This window comes from Nostoc sp. (genome assembly GCF_036917775.1).
Lineage (GTDB): Bacteria > Cyanobacteriota > Cyanobacteriia > Cyanobacteriales > Nostocaceae > Nostoc.
This window is the reverse complement of record NZ_JBALEQ010000148.1, coordinates 1-17,513: the sequence shown is the minus strand read 5'-3', so window position 1 is coordinate 17,513 and position 17,513 is coordinate 1. Positions and strand designations below refer to the sequence as shown.

15 protein-coding genes and 1 pseudogene are annotated in these 17,513 nt (G+C 41.7%); 10 read left to right on the top strand and 6 right to left on the bottom strand.

What is annotated here, in order from left to right; translation table 11 throughout:
- Positions 1-99: 99 nt before the first annotated feature.
- Together recF and V7K69_RS29445 are read right to left on the bottom strand one after the other, a co-directional pair.
- Positions 100-1,224: a DNA replication/repair protein RecF gene (gene recF / locus V7K69_RS29450; RefSeq protein WP_335041130.1), complete on the bottom strand. Its 1,125-nt coding sequence runs from the start codon at positions 1,222-1,224 to the stop codon at positions 100-102.
- Positions 1,225-1,355: 131 nt separating this feature from the next.
- Complete coding sequence (locus tag V7K69_RS29445; protein WP_335041128.1) at positions 1,356-4,214, bottom strand: cation-translocating P-type ATPase; 2,859 nt, start codon at positions 4,212-4,214, stop codon at positions 1,356-1,358.
- Between the two features lie 640 nt (positions 4,215-4,854).
- On the opposite strand from V7K69_RS29445, the gene V7K69_RS29440 reads away from it, so the two are divergent.
- Positions 4,855-6,525: a transglutaminase family protein gene (locus V7K69_RS29440; RefSeq protein WP_335041126.1), complete on the top strand. Its 1,671-nt coding sequence runs from the start codon at positions 4,855-4,857 to the stop codon at positions 6,523-6,525.
- A 190-nt stretch (positions 6,526-6,715) separates the two neighbouring features.
- Complete coding sequence (locus tag V7K69_RS29435) at positions 6,716-8,104, top strand: PAS domain-containing sensor histidine kinase (RefSeq protein WP_335041124.1); 1,389 nt, start codon at positions 6,716-6,718, stop codon at positions 8,102-8,104.
- Here V7K69_RS29435 and V7K69_RS29430 read toward each other — a convergent pair.
- On the bottom strand, positions 8,094-8,954 hold the full coding sequence (locus V7K69_RS29430; RefSeq protein ID WP_335041121.1) for a PD-(D/E)XK nuclease family protein: 861 nt from the start codon (positions 8,952-8,954) through the stop codon (positions 8,094-8,096). The two genes, V7K69_RS29435 and V7K69_RS29430, sit on opposite strands and share 11 nt — an antisense overlap.
- Positions 8,955-9,100: 146 nt before the next feature.
- On the opposite strand from V7K69_RS29430, the gene V7K69_RS29425 reads away from it, so the two are divergent.
- From V7K69_RS29425 to V7K69_RS29400, 6 genes are all read left to right on the top strand, one after another.
- Complete coding sequence (locus V7K69_RS29425; protein WP_335041118.1) at positions 9,101-10,516, top strand: phosphoglucomutase/phosphomannomutase family protein; 1,416 nt, start codon at positions 9,101-9,103, stop codon at positions 10,514-10,516.
- A gap of 79 nt (positions 10,517-10,595) precedes the next feature.
- On the top strand, positions 10,596-10,871 hold the full coding sequence (locus tag V7K69_RS29420; protein ID WP_335041116.1) for a LapA family protein: 276 nt from the start codon (positions 10,596-10,598) through the stop codon (positions 10,869-10,871).
- A gap of 13 nt (positions 10,872-10,884) precedes the next feature.
- Positions 10,885-11,079, top strand: a complete 195-nt coding sequence (locus V7K69_RS29415; protein ID WP_335041115.1) for a DUF433 domain-containing protein — start codon at positions 10,885-10,887, stop codon at positions 11,077-11,079.
- 45 nt (positions 11,080-11,124) lie between these two features.
- Positions 11,125-11,280, top strand: a complete 156-nt coding sequence (locus V7K69_RS29410) for a DUF29 family protein (RefSeq protein WP_335041112.1) — start codon at positions 11,125-11,127, stop codon at positions 11,278-11,280.
- Positions 11,281-11,307: 27 nt separating this feature from the next.
- On the top strand, positions 11,308-11,964 hold the full coding sequence (locus tag V7K69_RS29405; protein ID WP_335041110.1) for a GUN4 domain-containing protein: 657 nt from the start codon (positions 11,308-11,310) through the stop codon (positions 11,962-11,964).
- A 174-nt stretch (positions 11,965-12,138) separates the two neighbouring features.
- Complete coding sequence (locus V7K69_RS29400) at positions 12,139-12,315, top strand: type II toxin-antitoxin system HicB family antitoxin (protein WP_185584713.1); 177 nt, start codon at positions 12,139-12,141, stop codon at positions 12,313-12,315.
- A 16-nt stretch (positions 12,316-12,331) separates the two neighbouring features.
- Here the strand turns inward: V7K69_RS29400 and V7K69_RS29395 are convergent, their stop codons facing one another.
- From V7K69_RS29395 to V7K69_RS29385, 3 genes are all read right to left on the bottom strand, one after another.
- Positions 12,332-13,039 (bottom strand): hypothetical protein, encoded by a 708-nt coding sequence (locus V7K69_RS29395; protein ID WP_335041106.1) that lies wholly within the window; start codon positions 13,037-13,039, stop codon positions 12,332-12,334.
- A 149-nt stretch (positions 13,040-13,188) separates the two neighbouring features.
- Positions 13,189-13,911 (bottom strand): Uma2 family endonuclease, encoded by a 723-nt coding sequence (locus V7K69_RS29390; RefSeq protein WP_335041103.1) that lies wholly within the window; start codon positions 13,909-13,911, stop codon positions 13,189-13,191.
- A complete protein-coding gene (locus tag V7K69_RS29385) occupies positions 13,850-14,026 on the bottom strand; it encodes a hypothetical protein (protein WP_335041101.1) in 177 nt (58 codons plus the stop codon). The genes V7K69_RS29390 and V7K69_RS29385 overlap by 62 nt, the downstream gene beginning before the upstream one ends.
- A 305-nt stretch (positions 14,027-14,331) precedes the next feature.
- On the opposite strand from V7K69_RS29385, the gene V7K69_RS29380 reads away from it, so the two are divergent.
- Positions 14,332-16,932, top strand: coding sequence for an ATP-binding protein (locus V7K69_RS29380; protein WP_335041098.1), 2,601 nt, complete (start codon positions 14,332-14,334; stop codon positions 16,930-16,932).
- 27 nt (positions 16,933-16,959) lie between these two features.
- Positions 16,960-17,421: pseudogene (locus V7K69_RS29375) on the top strand (hypothetical protein); the annotation flags it as partial.
- Positions 17,422-17,513: the final 92 nt, after the last annotated feature.

The window sequence follows — 17,513 nt, the reverse complement described above, 5'->3', positions numbered from 1 at the left end:
ACTCACTTAATTTCCAATTGATGATGTATCAAAAAAATGTCTTAGTTCGAGTGCTGTGAATGGATTTTTTATTGTTTGTGAGAAATCCGGGCTAAGTCATTATAAATTTGGGATTATTTCTCCTGCTTTCACAAAAAGAATTTGGGAGGACTTTAACCACTGGGAATCAAAAGATCCCAAGTGAGTGGTAGTAATTAGGGTTTGAAAGCGGTCTTGAATAGCATCAAGCAATTGATTTTGGCGGGATAAATCTAGTTCGGCAAGAACATCATCAAGTAATAGCAATGGTGGCTCTTTGACGACTTCTTCAATTAATTGTAATTCGGCTAATTTTAAAGCTAGAACCAGGGTTCGTTGTTGACCTTGAGAACCGTATTGACGAGCGGGTGTCTGGTTAATAGTTAATTCTATTTCGTCTCGATGGGGGCCGACAAGAGTAGTGCCTTGGTGCATTTCAGCAACGGCTCGCTGCTGAATTTTTGCTAAAAAAGCTTGCTGCACTTCTTCTGGATGGTTATCCTCTGAAGGAATATTAGGCACATAATTGATTTGCAGAATTTCTGTACTGCCGCTAATACTGGCGTGCCAAGCACTAGCAATAGGAGCTAATCTTTGGATGGCGCGATCGCGTCTTCTAATTACTCTGGTTCCTGTGGTAGCTAACTGTGCATCCCACACTGCTAGTTCTGAGTGTAGAGACGTTGCATCCAAAGTCTCTACATGGCGTTTTAAAAAGGCATTGCGCTGGCGTAATACATGATTATACTGCTGCAAAATGTGAGCATAAACTGGTTCGAGTTGAATTAAGAGTGTATCCAACCAGTTGCGGCGACCTTCCGGGCCGCCGCGTACTAGGTCTAAATCCAGGCTCGAAAACTGCACTGCGTTGAGAACGCCAAGAAAATCCATTTGACGGCGGATAGACTCACCATTGAGAGCAACGCTCCGGCGACCATTGCGCCGCAGGGTTAAAGTCAGTTCACTAACGCCTGTTTGTCGCTCAAGAGTGGCATTAATTTGGGCTATAGCTTCCCCTTCTTGAACCAAATCGCGATCGCGGGTCATGCGGTGCGATCGCAATGTCGCCAGCAACTCCACCGCCTCCAACAAATTCGATTTTCCCTGAGCGTTATTACCTACCAAAATTGTTTTGGCAGCAGTAAATTCAACCTTTTGGTCTTGATAATTGCGAAATTGTCGGAGGTTTAGAGTTTTCAGGTACATAGCGGGAATTGGGGGCAGGGGAGCAGGGGCAGGGGAGCAGGGGAGCAGGGGAGACAAGAAGGAATTATTAAACAAGTCTCTCCCTTGTCTCTCCCATCTTCCTTGTCTCTTCTTTATGCTCAATGCCCAATTTACACAGCCTTCTTGCCCATAATCCGCAAAAATATCTTCTCCCCTTCAATCCACACGAACATTAAGGCACTGAAACCAATACAAACCCCCAATTCTTCTAGAGTTAGGTAGTGAGTACCAAAGAAATCTCGCAGGGGGGGGACGTAAACTAGCATCAACTGCAAAATCGTGGTGACGACAACAGCTGCTAGTACAAATATATTAGAGAAGGGATTCATCTCGATGGTCAATCGGTTGTTAGAACGAATGGCGATCGCATGACCCATTTGGGCGATACACAATGTAGTAAATACCATTGTCTTCCAAGTTTCGGGATCTCCCTGATACCCAGCTGCATGGGTATGTTGATAAGCCCACCACATTAAAGCAATGGTGATAATGGCAAAAATAATCCCAATGCGAATCATGTAAGAACCCAATCCCCTAGCAAAAATACTTTCGCGGGGACTAAAAGGCGGACGTTGCATCACATCCGGTTCTGGAGGTTCCACAGCTAATGCCAAAGCTGGTAAACCGTCTGTCACCAAATTCATCCACAAAATTTGTAAGGGGGTAAGGGGAACGCCTCCCAAACCAATTAAGGGTGCGGCTGCAATTGTCAGAACTTCACCAATGTTACTGCCCAAGATGTATTTAATAAAGCGGCGGATATTGGTATAAACAACTCTACCTTCCTTAGTGGCGCTAACAATGGTGGCGAAGTTGTCATCAAGTAACACCATATCGCTGGCTTCTTTACTGACATCAGTGCCAGTAATGCCCATTGCAATCCCGATATCGGCTTGTTTGAGGGCTGGGGCATCGTTGACACCATCACCCGTCATCGCTACAAATCTGCCCCGGCGTTGCAATGCTTGGACAATTCGCAGTTTGTGTTCTGGAGAAACTCTGGCATAAATGCTCACTAGGTCAACGTTTTGCTCTAATTCCTGGTCACTCATCCGTTGCAATTCTTGACCTGTGAGAACACGATCGCCTTCTTGGGCAATTCCCAAATCGGTAGCGATCGCTCGTGCTGTTAATTGGTGGTCGCCAGTAATCATCACTGGGCGAATTCCTGCTTCTCGGCACTGTTGCACAGCTGCCCTGACTTCTGGGCGTGGTGCATCTAGCATTCCCACTAATCCCAGCCACACTAAATCTATCTCAGATGCTTCATCTGAACCTTCCGGTGGAATTTCTGTGAGGGGTTTGTAGGCAAAACCTAGCACTCGCAAACCTTTACTCGCCATCAGGTCATTTTGTGCCAAAATATTCTGGCGTTGTTCTTCCGTCAAAGTACCCGTGTCATCACCCAAATGAATTTGAGTGCAACGTGCCAAAATTAACTCTGGAGAACCTTTGGTAAACATTAAATAAGGTTCAGATTGGAGAAAACCGGCGATCGCAGGGTCAACGCCTCTCGAAGACGCTTCACCTGTAGCGACTCCCTCCACTTGAGAAATCACGCTCATCCGCTTCCGTTCCGAAGAAAAGGGGAACTCAGCGACGCGAGGTAACTTACTGTTCCACTGGTCTTTTTCGATTCCGGCTTTTCCCGCCAGGGTAACTAATGCGCCCTCTGTCGGATCTCCCAAAATGGCCCATTCACCTTGTTCTTTTTGCAACACTGAATCATTGCAAACCGCACAGGCGACTGATAACGCAGAAATTTCTGGAGACTCCTCTAAGGAAACTTTTTGACCATCTAACTGAAAGTCCCCTGTAGGAGCATAACCTTCGCCGGTGACACGAAAAGTTTTGTCATTGGTATAAACCGATTGCACGACCATTTTATTTTGAGTCAGGGTGCCGGTTTTATCAGAACAGATGGTGGTGACAGAACCTAATGTTTCCACTGCTGGCAGTTTGCGAATCAAGGCATTTTGGCGCACCATTCGCTGGGTTCCCAGTGCCAATGTAACGGTAATTACAGCTGGTAAACCTTCTGGTACCACAGCAACCGCCATACTCAAGGAAACTTCTAAAAGTTCTTGGATGTTTTTAAAACCTCCGTCCTTGATGACACCACCGATAACGACGATCGCAACGAGAATCAAAGAACCCGTAACCAGGACATTACCCAGTTGAGTCATTCGCTGCTGTAACGGCGTAGGTTCACTTTCCACCGCCTGCAACATCGTAGCAATTTTGCCTAATTCTGTTGTCATGCCGGTGTTAGTCACCAGAACCTTACCTCGTCCTTGGACTACTTCGGTTCCTTGATACACGACATTGAGGCGATCGCCTAATGATGTTTCCTCCGGCAATTTTAGTGATGACTGTTTATTCACCGCTTCGGCTTCACCAGTCAATGCCGACTCCCGCACTTGTAAATTAGACTGTTCGATCAAACGTCCATCCGCAGCTATCTGCATTCCAGCTTCCAGCAGCATTACATCCCCTGGAACTAGTTCCTTGGCTGCTATCTCCACCAGTCTGGTGTCGCGGATGACCCGTACTAAGGGAGAAGTCATTTTTTTCAGGGCTGCCAAGGCTTTTTCGGCACGGCTTTCTTGGACATAGCCGAGTATGCCATTGAGAATCACAATTGCTAAAATAGCGATCGTATCTTTAAATGGCACTTCACCAGGCTTTAATCTGCCCTCACGCAAAGCCATCAGGTCTAAAAACCCAGAAATCAGAGCTACGCCAATCAGCATCAACAACATAATGTTCTTGAACTGATCTAGCAGAATTTCCCAAGCACTACGGCCAGCACTTTCTTCAAGTTCGTTGGGGCCGTATTTTTGCAACCTCTGTTGAATTTCTTGGGGTGTTAAGCCACTGTCTGCATTACTATCGAGCAGTTCTAGCGCTTTATCAACTTCTAAACTATGCCAAACGGCGGCACCTTCGGGCAGAGAATTAGCAGACATCGTGTAGGTCACAGCAAATGGTTACAAAATTCGATCATAATTTAGTGATGGCAGGAATTCCATCTCCTTCACATACATTAAGGCGATCGCCTTAATGTATGTGAAGGAGGCGGAAGGAACTTTTCTATTGGGGATTAGACCCCGGATGAATTTAAGTCATTGAAGTCACTGAACTATCCTTAAGTGGGGTCTTAAACCCAAGCTTGCTCCGGTGGCAGCAGTTCAAGAGTAAGAACATTTTTTCTGCTGCTTTTCTTGATAAATATATATGTAATTCTTAACATTTGTAAATCCTCCAATTTTGACATAGTATTATTTCTCACGAAAGAGTTAATCGGAACACATTTTGCCGATAATTGTGAGTAATAGAGCTTTGAAGCTTTGTTACAGAGGATATGACACAATTAATTTTAGGCTGCCATTCCTTTAATTTCATCCCCTAGTCAATAGCCAGGATGTATGGCACGATTGCATTTCTTCATTTTTAATTTTGCGGAAAGTTGAGCCAGTCCCTTGCGTATTTCGCTGCTCAAGTACACTGGAGTGCCATTAGGGTTTCCCAATCTAGCAAACTTTTCCAGCTGAATTTTGAATTTTGAATTACCCAGGCGTGCTAAACCATTCAATAAATATGCTTAATATGAGTTTTGCACTCCCCACTTTGACCGTTAGCCAGATGTTTGGGCAAAAAACAATTCGACCGCTTACTGCTGCTACCCTGTGTGGCATTACTTTCATTAAAGATAGACTCATTGCCATTGACAGTATTAAAGGGCATCTACTGGAGATTGATCCCACCTCTGACAACAGCAAAATTCTCAATCCCCATCAAGTTAAAGAATTTACCGATGTCACTGGTATAGCGGTGTGGGAAGATTCCCTGTGGGTGAGTCGAGAAAATAGTGTTTACTTGTGCAAGCTAAATGCTTTGGGTCTGGAACATTTTGTGACATTGCCTTATCCGGCTGATGGCGTTGCTGTTTGGGAAACAACAGTTTATGTCAGCTGCCAACGGCTGGGCTACATTTTGGTTTATGACCGCGAAACCCGAAAAGAGATTACAAGATTTTATGCCCCTGGAGTTGGGATAGAGAATTTAGCTGTTAACCAAGAAATGCTATGGATTTGCGATCGCACTGAACAATCAGTGTACGCAATGGACAGAGCAACAGGAGAACTTCAATTTAGTGTCCTGACACCGTTTGAATGTCCTACAGGCATAGCAATACATAAAAATGGCGAAACAGGTAAAGAAAGTATTTACGTTGCCTACGCCTCAGAGGAGCCTTATATTCGGGATAACCCCAATGCCGATCCGAGTCATGAGCTAACATTCCGCGATCGCACTTTTATTCACCCTCTGTATTATCATTACCAGCCAGATAAGCGCTACGCTCTCTCTAATGGCTATCTCATTGAAATGTCTTATGCTGAGGAAATTGCACCCTTAGACGAGGTGTATTTACCTGATGTAGAATGGCGCATCGCCCTACCATCGGAAACTGAACGTCAAAAGGTAAAACACGTTGAAGCAATTGGCATACCCTTTACAGAAGAAGTAATAGAAGGGCAACGTGTAGCAGTCTTTAAATTTGATTCTCTTGCTCCAGGTGAACGGCATATATTTGGCTGGAAAGCACTTGTGGAAGTTCGAGGAATTAAGTATCGCATCACACCTAGAGATGTTGAAGATATACCTGAACTATCTCCCGAATTACAAACACGCTACCTAGTAGATGACGACGATTTAGCAATGGATACTACCATTGTTCGCCGTGCCGCCAGAGAAGCAATTGGTTCTGAAACCAATGTGCTGCGGAAAATGCACAGCATCCGCAATTACGTCTATGACGAGTTATCTTATGGTATTAAACCTTACATTGACACGCCAGATATAGTTTTAGAACGGGGCGTTGGTTCCTGTGGCGAATATGTCGGCGTTTTACTTGCCTTATCTCGTTTAAATGGCATCCCCTGCCGTACCGTAGGTAGGTACAAATGTCCTCCCCATAGTGACTTACTAGGAGTACCGCTACAACCGGACTTTAATCATGTTTGGTTGGAGTTCTACGTCCCGAATTTTGGCTGGTTGCCAATGGAATCAAATCCTGATGATATAGGTGAAGGTGGCCCTTATCCGACGCGCTTTTTTATGGGCTTATGCTGGTATCACATTGAAATTGGTAAAGGTATCACCTTTGAAACCGTGACAAGTCAAGGTGAACGGCTAACCAAAGAAGATATCCCCATTGGCGATTTAGCGATAAATCATATCCGGTTCACAATTCTTAAAGAATTACCACCTTTTTGAATTTCTTCGGTTTATTTACCCAAATTATGCTTTTTAATTAGCTCCTGTTTCTCAAGATTATTGAGCCAGTCTTCTAGAGCCTCAGTGATATGATCGCTGAGGTTTTTATTTGCTTTTTAGGCTATGTTGATTTAGTGGTTTTTCCTATTCATCAACCATGAAGACAACATTTTAAATTCAGATTTAGGGTATGAATGATTGCAAATCTCTAAATGACTCCTCTGACAAACAATATATGCAGCAGCAAAACTTCTCACTGGCTTTTCTGCTGCGGATGATCAATGGTATATCTGACCCCATTTTTCTTAAAAATGACCAACATCAGTGGATACTACTTAACGATGCCTTTTGTAATTTCATCGGTTATAGCCGAGAAGAATTAATTGGTAAGTCTGACTATGATGTTTTTTCCAAAGTGGAAGCTGATGTGTTTTGGGAAAAAGATGAACTGGTTTTCACTACAGGGATAACTCATGAAAACGAGGAATTTTTTACAGATTCCGATGGCGCAACACACTGTATCCTGACCAAAAAATATTTGTTTAAGGATGATTTAGATAATCGTTTCTTAGTTGGGATGATTCGTGATTTAACAGAGCAAAAGCAGGTAGAAGCTGCGCTGCGCCGTAGTAATACTGTGCTTAAACAAGCGGAAGCAGACCTACAACAGCAAACACAAGAACTAGAAACAGCATTATCCAAACTCCAAAATACCCAAACTCAGTTAATTCAAAGTGAAAAAATGTCCAGTTTGGGTCAACTAGTTGGAGGTGTGGCACATGAAATCAACAACCCAGTTAGCTTTATTTACGGCAATATTAGTCCAGCTAATGAATACACCAAAAATTTATTTTCACTGTTAGAACTCTACCAAAAACATTATCCCCAACCAGTCAAGGCAATTCAAGAGTTTACAAATCTAATTGAACTAGATTTCTTAAGGTCAGACTTACCTAAATTATTCCAATCGATGATGATGGGAGCAGAGCGGATTCGAGAGATTGTGCTTTCTCTGCGGACTTTCTCGCGCTTAGATGAAGCTGAAATGAAACGGGTTGATATCCATGAGGGAATTGATAGTACGATGATGATCATCCAAAGCCGCCTCAAGGCTACTGACCAGCGCCCGAAAATTGAGGTGATCAAAGAATATGGCAACCTCCCCTTGATTGAATGTTATGCTGGGCAGTTAAACCAAGTATTTATGAATATTTTAGTAAATGCAATTGATGCTTTAGAAGATTCATTGGTTACAGGTCGGTGGTCAACAAAAAAAACACTAAAAACAGATAATCCCCGAATTTATATTCGCACCAAATTACTAACACAAAATCAAGTCACAATCGGCATTGCTGACAACGGACTCGGAATACCAGAAGATGCTAAAAAGCAATTATTTAATCCCTTTTTTACGACCAAGCCCGTTGGAAAAGGTACGGGTATGGGGCTGGCTATTAGTCACCAAATTATCACAGAAACACATGGCGGCTCTTTAGAATGTATTTCGCAACCAGGAGTTGGTGCTGAGTTTATCATTCGCATTCCCCTCATTCAACAACGTCAAATTTCTAACTTCTGATATTAACTCTTAAACTTGGCAGTGGATATGATTGATGCTGCTTAAAATTGGCAAACTCACAGATGGAGTTAAATGGACAAAAGCGACAGTGAGAGCCAGGATTCGGAGGGAAAATTTTACTGAAATTAGTAGTTTCTTCCTGATATTTTTGCAAGTCGTGCTGATGCTTGTGGGCAATATTAGCTAACTCAAATTTTAAGTATTCTAATTCACTATTATTGATGCTAATTAACTCAGATTTTTTACATATTTCCAAATTATAAAATGATGCAACAGCTTCTCGTCCAGGGTAAAGATAACGAGCAGCTAATAAGTAAACTAATGCCTGTCGTCGGTCAAAAGCTGATTTACCAGTTTTAAAATCTAAAATATGTAACGTGCTATCAGACTCAATGAAAACGCAGTCCATAGCCGCATATAAACGAAAGCAATAATCTTCTTGTTCGACTACTATCGGTTTAGGAAAGCCTTCATCACCCGGAGTTAATTGGATAATATCTTTATCTAAAAGCAACGGCGCATCGTGATATTTTTTGAGAATTTGCAGCACGCGTTGCTGGACTTGCTCACTTGAGTTGGCTAATTTAAGTAGCTGTGCAACTCTTTCTACACCATCGGCTTGCTTCAACAGATACCTGTGATGATGAAACTCATAAATGCCTTTTTGGGCGAGTATACCAATGCGCTGGGGTGCGGTGGCTTGCCCTAAAAGCGCTTTGACTTGTGGTTCGTGTTGCCGTGCTTTGATAAACCCCCGTCTCATCTGGCAATGCCAGCGTTCTTGCCCGTTCGCTGGGGCAACTAGAGACCAAAGGTGATAACTGGCAAAAGGTCGATCGGGGGTTGACATTGCTCAGAAACAGTGAGAGAAAATACGGTGGGGAGAAGTTTAAGCTAAGGCTTACTTAGAAAAGAACTTCGGAGGATAGTTGCTGCTACACAAGCTTTGCGGGAAGCTTTTATAGTACAGATAATGTACGGGAGCAAGTGGCAAGAATGTCTAGCAAGATAAAATTTGGCACCGATGGATGGCGAGGGATTATTGCCGATGATTTTACTTTCCCCAACGTGCGAAAAGTAACAAGGGCGATCGCCACTTACTTGCAAACAGCCTACACAAAAGATAGACCAGTACTTATTGCCTACGATACTCGCTTTTTAGCTGACCAGTTTGCCAAAACTGCGGCCCAAGTACTGGCAGACTTGGGTTGGACTGTGAAAATTACTGATCGGGATTGTCCCACACCAGTAATTGCCTACAACGCCCGTCACCTAAATTCCGCAGGGGCGTTAATGTTTACTGCTAGTCATAATCCACCACCTTACTGTGGAATTAAATATATACCCGATTATGCCGGGCCTGCCACTCCAGAGATTACTGATACTATTGTGGCAAATATAGAAAGTGCATCGGATGAGTTACCTGGAAGTAACCCATCAGGTTCAATTTCAATTTTCGATCCGAAACCTGATTACCTGCAATTTATCTACACTCTACTTGATATAGAAAAGATCAAAAGGGCTAATTTAAAGGTAAAGTACGATGCTTTGTATTCTACCTCCCGTGGCTATTTAGATGAAGTTTTGCAGCATAGTGGTGTTCAGCTAGAAAGTTTCCACGATTGGAGGGATGTTTTATTTGGCGGTGGAATGCCAGAACCCAAAGGAGAACAATTAGTTGAGTTAGTGGAAGCTGTAGTCCGTGATCGCGCTGATTTGGGCTTGGCGACGGATGGAGATAGCGATCGCTTTGGTATTGTTGATGAACAAGGAACTGTCCTCACTCCGAATACTGTGCTGTTAGTTCTAGCACGTCATTTAATCAAAAACAAAGGTAAAACCGGCGCGATCGTCCGCACTGTGGCTACAACCCACCTACTGGATAATTTCGCTGCTAAAAATGGGCTGCAAATTTACGAAACAGCAGTTGGTTTTAAATACATCGGCGAAAAAATGCGGGAAACTGCCGTATTAATTGGTGGAGAAGAATCAGGCGGTTTGAGTATTATCGGGCATATTCCCGAAAAAGACGGGGTATTAGCCGATATGCTGGTGGCAGAAGCGATCGCTTATGAAGGTAAACCTTTAAGTCAGATGGTTAAGGAAGCGATCGCTGAAGCTGATGGCCCACTTTACAACAACCGCCTAGACTTGCACCTCACAGAGGCGCACAAAACCGCCGTTATCGACTCCTTTACTAAAAATCCACCTACAGAAGTAGCAGGAATTAAAGTCAAGGAAGTCGGGCGTAAAGACGGTATTAAGCTGTATTTAGAAGAAGGTAGCTGGGTTTTACTGCGTCCCTCCGGTACTGAACCACTGGTACGCGTCTACCTAGAAACCAACACTCCCGAAAAACTCACCCAAATTGCCCAAGAGTTAAAGAGTGTCATTGCTAAATTAGAGGGATAAGAATTAGCAGTTAAAAGTTGTAAATTAATAATTCTTAACTCCTATTAACAGTTATCTCACGCCTAACTTTGCTCAAAGTATGAAAATCGCTCCTTTTTTGACATCTCTAGTTGTAGCGGTTTGGGTAATCGCGATCGCAATTATTTCAGTTCAAAATGCCACACCTGTATCGTTAAAATTCTTAACATTCCAATCGATTCAGATACCACTGGGTTTAGTGTTAGCTTTTAGTGCTTGTTTGGGGTTAATTGGCATGGCACTGCTGCAACCTCTCTGGGGACTTGCTGGTATTGGGCAGCGTAATTCTCGATTAGAAGACGATGCGGAATTTTTTGTTGATGATGAAGATTTTTGAGGTTTGAATAGCTGTGCAGTATCAAAACATTATTACAATCGAACCAGGAAAACGAGGTGGTAAGCCTTGTATTCGAGGAATGCGAATTACTGTATACGATGCTTTATCTTATCTTGCCTCTGGCAAGACCTACGAGGAAGTGCTTGATGACTTTCCTTATTTGACACAAGAGGATATTTTGGCTTGCCTAAGCTATGCGGCTGATTAATAAAGGCTATGAACGTAACTTATAAAACAGATTTTAATTTGTGGATTGAAGAGACAGCTCAACTATTGCGATCGCAATAGTTGGCATGAAGTTGATGTAGAACATCTAATTGAAGAGGTTGAAGGCTTGGGCAAAAGTGAATGGTGGAGTATTATCTGTGTATTTGCGGGTTTAATTATCATGATCAGTCCATTAGCATAGACAATGTAACATTTCGATTTATTAACAATGAGTGTATGCATCGAAGATATTGAAAATCTTCTTATTCAAGGGGAATGGAGAAAGGCAGATATTGAAACTGAAAAGCTGATTTTCTCATTGTGTAACTCTAGAAAACAGGCATGGTTAACACCAGAAGATATTGATCTGATTCCCCTGGACATTCTGGCTCACTTAGATAGGGTATGGACAATTTATAGTCAAGGTCGCTTTGGCTTTCAGGCTCAGGAGCAAATTCACGCTAGCGTTAGAGCCGAAGTTAGAAATAATAACCTACGAGACAGCATCAAACGATTAATATCTGATGTTTTACGTGGTAGCAATGACTCTTTGAGTGATAAAGAAGTCCTGATGGTACCATACTTTTTCGGTGTGAATGTGGGGTGGATAGAAGGGCATCCTATGGATTCTTTGGGTGCTTACGGAAGAGAAAAGAACTATGAAGAGTTGACTTTTGATTTAAGCGCTCCAGTAGGACATCTACCCTGCAAAATTTGGTGGACGCTCAATCATCAGGCAAAACGCATTTCCATAGAGGCTCTGTTAAAGAAGTACGGTATTCTTGGACTATCAGGATGTCTTGTAAAGTATACCTGTTCACTTAAAATTCATTTTTTTAAGCGTGTCCGAATAGCTTGTCAGCGATTTAGTCAAATTTCATCATAGGTATACTGCATTCTAAAACTTATGTATCTTTAACATCTACACTATATTTTGCGATCGCACCTGTGGGAGGCTAACACCTCAATGCAATGAACAAGCGATGTCTACGACGGGCTACGCATACGCACTCAGCTTGACGCTAAAATATTAGTCGCAATCTTGTAGAGATGATTGGCGATGAAAATTAAAGCAGTTATCTGGCAAGAGGATGGTGTGTGGTGTGCTTCTGTACCTGCCCTACCAGGATGTCACACTTGCGGAAACAGCTACGAACATCTATTAGAAATGCTGCAAGATGCAATTCAAGGTTGGTTGGAAGTTGCTAGTCAACGGGAAAAACTTCACAGAATCTAATCTAAGTTTAGTAACTTTAGGTTAGTTGTAGCTTCAGGTAATCAATGAATTCCAGAATTTCTGTATCAGTGAGTTGTAAGCGCGATCGCTTGCCATATTTTTGCTGCAAATACTCTCTTCCCTGCTCTGGAGTCCAATTTAATTGAGCTAAATATGTGTCAGTTTTAGCTATAAAAACATCACGCGGTTCAGGCGTTTTTATATTGTCACTTGCTTCTGACTGAGATTGATTTTTATCTTGATTAAAATTATGAATATTATTAATTTTTAAACTTACTCTTTGTCCTAAAGCTTGCCAATCTAATTCCTTATGTCCATCCCAACTAACACCTATAGAGCGATAAGTTACTGGATCGTAAATATTACAAAATACTACTTTTTTATCTCCAGGACTAACAGCAATAGTAAGTGGATGACGCAGTTGTTCAAAAGTAAGAATATCTAAAGACAGCAATAAACCTTTACAAAAATAGGTATCACTTCCTGAACGGATAATATAGGGTTTGTCTGCCAAAACATTTAAATCTGTTCTGATAACTTCTCCAAATGTATTTTCGACCTTTTTATTAACTTCTATTCCTGTAATTACCCCAGTCAAGGCTCTTTCATAAATTGGGATGCGTTTTTCATCTTCAGCAAGCATATACCAGCAGTGATCAGATTCTTTGCTGACAAAGACATATTGAGGTTTTGGGACTGCTCCAAATCCTAATTTAACTTCCATATTTTTGATGCAGGTTATGATAAATATATTTATTTAGCAACAAGTCATTACGATTTATACCGTTAAGCTATTAGTTGCTTATAAATATAATTCCCTACGCAGGAAGCTAATTAACATTAAGACAGTAAAAATTCCGAAATTTTGTGAATCTATAACAAAGTTTCTGGATCGAGACCTAGCGCAGTCAATCTTTCAATTAACATTTTTACTTTTTGTTCTGCTTCTACTCGTCGCTGTTCTTCAAAAGCTGCGCGTTCTTCCGCTTCTCTAATGCGTTCTTCTGGTGTGAGCAATTTTTGCCCTTCCTCGTCATACCAGTACAGCCATTCCCGGACTATACCTTGATAAATTCCCCGTTCTCGCCCAATTCCTAAACCAATTTCTGGTAGCCAAACGGGATTTCCTGACATTAAGATATATTCCCCATCAACTAGGTGATACACCTCCAAAGGTGTCTTTTTACGGCGAAGGGGACTATACACAACATAGTACAAAATTCCTAATTCTTTGGCATAGAGTTCTTTCTTGCTGCTATGTTCTTCTCGATAAATTTGAGAAACAACTTCTAGTGCTAAAATTGGCAGCTTTTTTTCTTCCCATAGCACATAACTTAGGCGTAAGTCCTCATCAATTACACGTTTAACTCCTAAGCTGAGAAACCCATCAGGGACAATGGCTGGTTTGTCTGGGTGATAATAAATACCCATATCAACACCAAAAAACCAATCCCAACGATCGCACCAAACTAAAGCCAGTGTCGTTTTCAGCAAGCCGGGAATTAAATTTTGGACTTCATTATCCACAGGGGTATCATTTGAGTCGGGTAGCTCTTCGGAAGATGGCAAACAATGTAGCGGATTGTAGTTTAACATGAGCGGTTTTGCCAAATCTGATTCTAGATAGATTGTAGGTAATCTCTTGATGTGCGATCGCAGCGCCAGAATAAAGAACCATTTTTAGCGATGCCGAATAGCCTGTCGTAGCCATAGCTTCTCTTTATTTTCAGTATTGAAAAGCAATTCAAGTGTAATTTTCTAATTAGGTAATTTTTCGGTACTGACTATGAGAGTGTCTAACCCACAATAGCAAAAAAGGGTGAAATATTGTTCAACTAGAACATTCCAGAAGTCGCAGAGTATTCAATTTCATGGTGAATTTGGTAGCTGGGCTGATTAGCTATACCTACCAAGAGAAAAAAGCTTTTCTCAACCTTGACTCCGAAAATATGGCGTAGCTGGAACTTAGCTGATTTTTAGCCCGATTTTTTTCTGAATCGTACTTAAGTATCAGATATGTCACCACAGAGCCATTCACAAATTTTAATCAAACACTTTTTAGCCGTTTTTTTACCATTATCGGCCTTCCTTGGAAGTGTTGTAGGAACTATTTATTACCAACAGTTACAGACGGAGAAAATTGTATTAAAAACTAATGAATTTGACAAGGTAGATTTACAAACAAAAGTAATTAGTGCAGACTTTCACTCCGTTGTTTCAGATTTGATTGTCATTTCTAAACAAAACGAGCTACAGAAAATTTTAGAAGGAGTAGATGCAGATAAACAGGCACTATCCAGAGAATTCTTATCATTTTCTCAATATAAAAAACTTTACGACCAAATTCGCTTTTTGGATCAATCAGGTAAAGAAGTTGTCAGAGTCAACTTCAAACAAGGTGAACCAGAGATTGTCCCCGAAGAAAAACTGCAAGTGCAAGCCAAGCGCTACTGGTTTAATGACACTTTGCAACTGAATCAAGGAGAAGTGTTTGTCTCTCCCCTTGACCTCAACATTGAACGAGGTCAAGTTCAACAACCCTTGAAGCCAATGATCCGGTTCGGCACACCCGTTTTTGATCGTCGTGGACAGAAACGAGGGATTGTAGTGTTAAATTATTTTGGTGCTAAACTGCTGGATCATTTTAATCAAGCTTCTGCTAACGTACCTAGTCAGGGAATGCTGCTGAATGCTGATGGTTATTGGTTAAAAGGGGCTAAATCTGAGGATGAATGGGGATTTATGTTTCCTAATCGCAAAAACCACACTTTTGGCAAAACTTTTCCTCAAGCATGGCAGCAAATTTCTCAAAAAGAATCGGGACAATTCCAAACTGCTGAGGGAATGTTCACTTTTACTACAGTTTATCCACTTCTTGAAGGACAAAAATCTAGTACAGGAGCAGGACAGGCTTTTGCACCAAGCCAAAATCAAATTGATACCAAATCCTATTATTGGAAGATTGTCTCATGGGTATCGCCAAAGATGTTGATCGCCAAATCAAACCGATTTTTGAGCCAATTGCTACTTCTATATGCTGGGTTAGTAGGACTCATTGGTATTGTTTCTTGGCTACTAGCAAAAGCTAGTGTCAATCGTCAGATGGCCCAGCTAGAGTTAAAGCAGTCTGAAGCCCAGTTACGAAAGCTAGTTGAACGGGAAAAAATTCTTAAAACTCGTTTATCTAGTCAAATTCGCAACTCGTTGGATCTAAATACGATTTTGAGTACAGTCGTAGTTGAAGTTCGGGAACTGCTACAGATTGATCGATGCCAGTTTTTTTGGTGTCATCAAGAAGATGAATCTACTAGTTTTGAACTCAGTCAACAAGCTTGCGCTCCCGACTTGCCAGAACCTTTAGGTTGTTCTCCTATCCAGAATGTGGAAGCACTGAGTGAGGCTATTGTGCAAGGGAATTTGCTTTGCTTTGATGACATTGCGACAGATCCCTGGCTTGATTTCAAAAATCGGAATTTACTAGTGACATTGGGTTTTAAGTCTCTCCTAACAGTTTCGGTTCAAACTCAGTCGGGTCGCTTGGGTGTGATTGTCTGCGAACATAGTAGGGCGTTGCGTTCTTGGAGTGATGAAGAGGTGGAACTGATTCGAGGCGTAGCTGACCAGTTAGCGATCGCCATTGACCAGGTGCAATTGTATAATCAAAGCCGCGCTGCGACTGCTGCTGCAACTACTCAAGCAGAACAACTCAACCAAGTACTACACAATCTCAAACAAACCCAAGCTCAACTAATTCAAACTGAAAAAATGTCGAGTTTAGGTCAATTAGTGGCTGGTGTAGCTCACGAAATCAATAACCCAGTTAACTTTATCTACGGTAATCTGACCCATGTAAATGAATATACGCTGGGGTTATTGGAACTGGTAGAACTCTATCAAAAGTCCAATGCTAATCCAACACATGAAGTACAAGCTCATATAGAAGCGATCGATCTTGACTTTATGGCTGAGGATCTACCTAAAATCCTAACTTCAATGAAAATGGGAGCTAATCGCATTCGTGAAATAGTTCTATCCTTGCGGAATTTTTCTCGACTTGACGAAGCGGATATGAAGCCTGTCAACATTCACGAAGGTATTGATAGCACACTACTGATTTTACAAAATCGCCTCAAACAAACGTCTGGAAATACCGGAATTGAAATAGTAAAAGAATATGGTGATATCCCTTTAGTAGATTGCTATGCTGGACAACTCAATCAGGTATTTATGAATCTCATCAGTAATGCCATTGATGCTCTAGATAATTATAACAGTCAGCGAACTCTTGAAGACATAGAAGCTAACCCCAGCCAAATTGTAATTCGTACTCAGTTACGCAACCCAGATCGCATAACTATACAAATTGCAGATAATGGTGCTGGTATAACCCCAGCAGTTAAGCAACGATTATTTGACCCTTTCTTTACCACAAAACCCGCAGGTAAAGGCACAGGATTAGGATTGGCAATTAGCGCTCAGATTGTCGCAGAAAAACACAATGGAGCTATCTGGTGTATTTCGGAACCAGGACAGGGAGCAGAATTTTGGGTTGAGATTCCGATTTCTCAAAGTAGTACACTAGCTACTACAAGTACTGCTAGTCTATCCAGAGTTTGATGTTACTCTGGACAAATGGAAAATGATATGACTAATTATAGCGATGTCTACGACGGGCTACGCCTACGCACTGATTTTGATAGCCCTTGGAAAGAAATTATAGAAGCTTATTTTCCCCAAGCAGTGCATTTCTTTTTTCCAGAAACTTCTGCATTAATTGATTGGGATCGTCCCTACGAATTTCTAGATAAAGAATTCCAACAAATAGCTCGTGAAGCCGAACAGGGTAAAAGATATGCTGATCAATTAGTCAAAGTTTGGCAAATCCAAGGGGAAGAACTATGGTTATTAGTTCATGTTGAAATTCAGGCACAAAAAGAAGATAACTTTCCTAAGCGGATGTTTACCTACAACTTTCGCATATTTGACCGCTTCGATCGGCCAGCAATAAGCCTTGCAATTCTCTGCGATCCAAACCGTGAATGGCGACCAAGCAATTACAGCTACAATTATCCCAATACTCGCTTAACTTTTGAATTTGGCAGTATTAACTGGAGTTTAGACTAAGCCATGCAAAATGACCCAGCAGGGCTGAGTTAATCAGAGACTTAGCAAAAGTATGAATAATCTTAGGTATTAAA

Excerpts from the sequence above, each read along its gene's own strand:
- recF (WP_335041130.1), bottom strand. The coding sequence starts at position 1,224 with ATGTACCTGAAAACTCTAAACCTCCGACAATTTCGCAATTATCAAGAC.
- V7K69_RS29445 (WP_335041128.1), bottom strand. The coding sequence starts at position 4,214 with ATGTCTGCTAATTCTCTGCCCGAAGGTGCCGCCGTTTGGCATAGTTTA.
- V7K69_RS29440 (WP_335041126.1), top strand. The coding sequence starts at position 4,855 with ATGAGTTTTGCACTCCCCACTTTGACCGTTAGCCAGATGTTTGGGCAA.
- V7K69_RS29435 (WP_335041124.1), top strand. The coding sequence starts at position 6,716 with ATGAATGATTGCAAATCTCTAAATGACTCCTCTGACAAACAATATATG.
- V7K69_RS29430 (WP_335041121.1), bottom strand. The coding sequence starts at position 8,954 with ATGTCAACCCCCGATCGACCTTTTGCCAGTTATCACCTTTGGTCTCTA.
- V7K69_RS29425 (WP_335041118.1), top strand. The coding sequence starts at position 9,101 with ATGTCTAGCAAGATAAAATTTGGCACCGATGGATGGCGAGGGATTATT.
- V7K69_RS29420 (WP_335041116.1), top strand. The coding sequence starts at position 10,596 with ATGAAAATCGCTCCTTTTTTGACATCTCTAGTTGTAGCGGTTTGGGTA.
- V7K69_RS29405 (WP_335041110.1), top strand. The coding sequence starts at position 11,308 with ATGAGTGTATGCATCGAAGATATTGAAAATCTTCTTATTCAAGGGGAA.
- V7K69_RS29400 (WP_185584713.1), top strand. The coding sequence starts at position 12,139 with ATGAAAATTAAAGCAGTTATCTGGCAAGAGGATGGTGTGTGGTGTGCT.
- V7K69_RS29395 (WP_335041106.1), bottom strand. The coding sequence starts at position 13,039 with ATGGAAGTTAAATTAGGATTTGGAGCAGTCCCAAAACCTCAATATGTC.
- V7K69_RS29390 (WP_335041103.1), bottom strand. The coding sequence starts at position 13,911 with ATGTTAAACTACAATCCGCTACATTGTTTGCCATCTTCCGAAGAGCTA.
- V7K69_RS29385 (WP_335041101.1), bottom strand. The coding sequence starts at position 14,026 with ATGGCTACGACAGGCTATTCGGCATCGCTAAAAATGGTTCTTTATTCT.
- V7K69_RS29380 (WP_335041098.1), top strand. The coding sequence starts at position 14,332 with ATGTCACCACAGAGCCATTCACAAATTTTAATCAAACACTTTTTAGCC.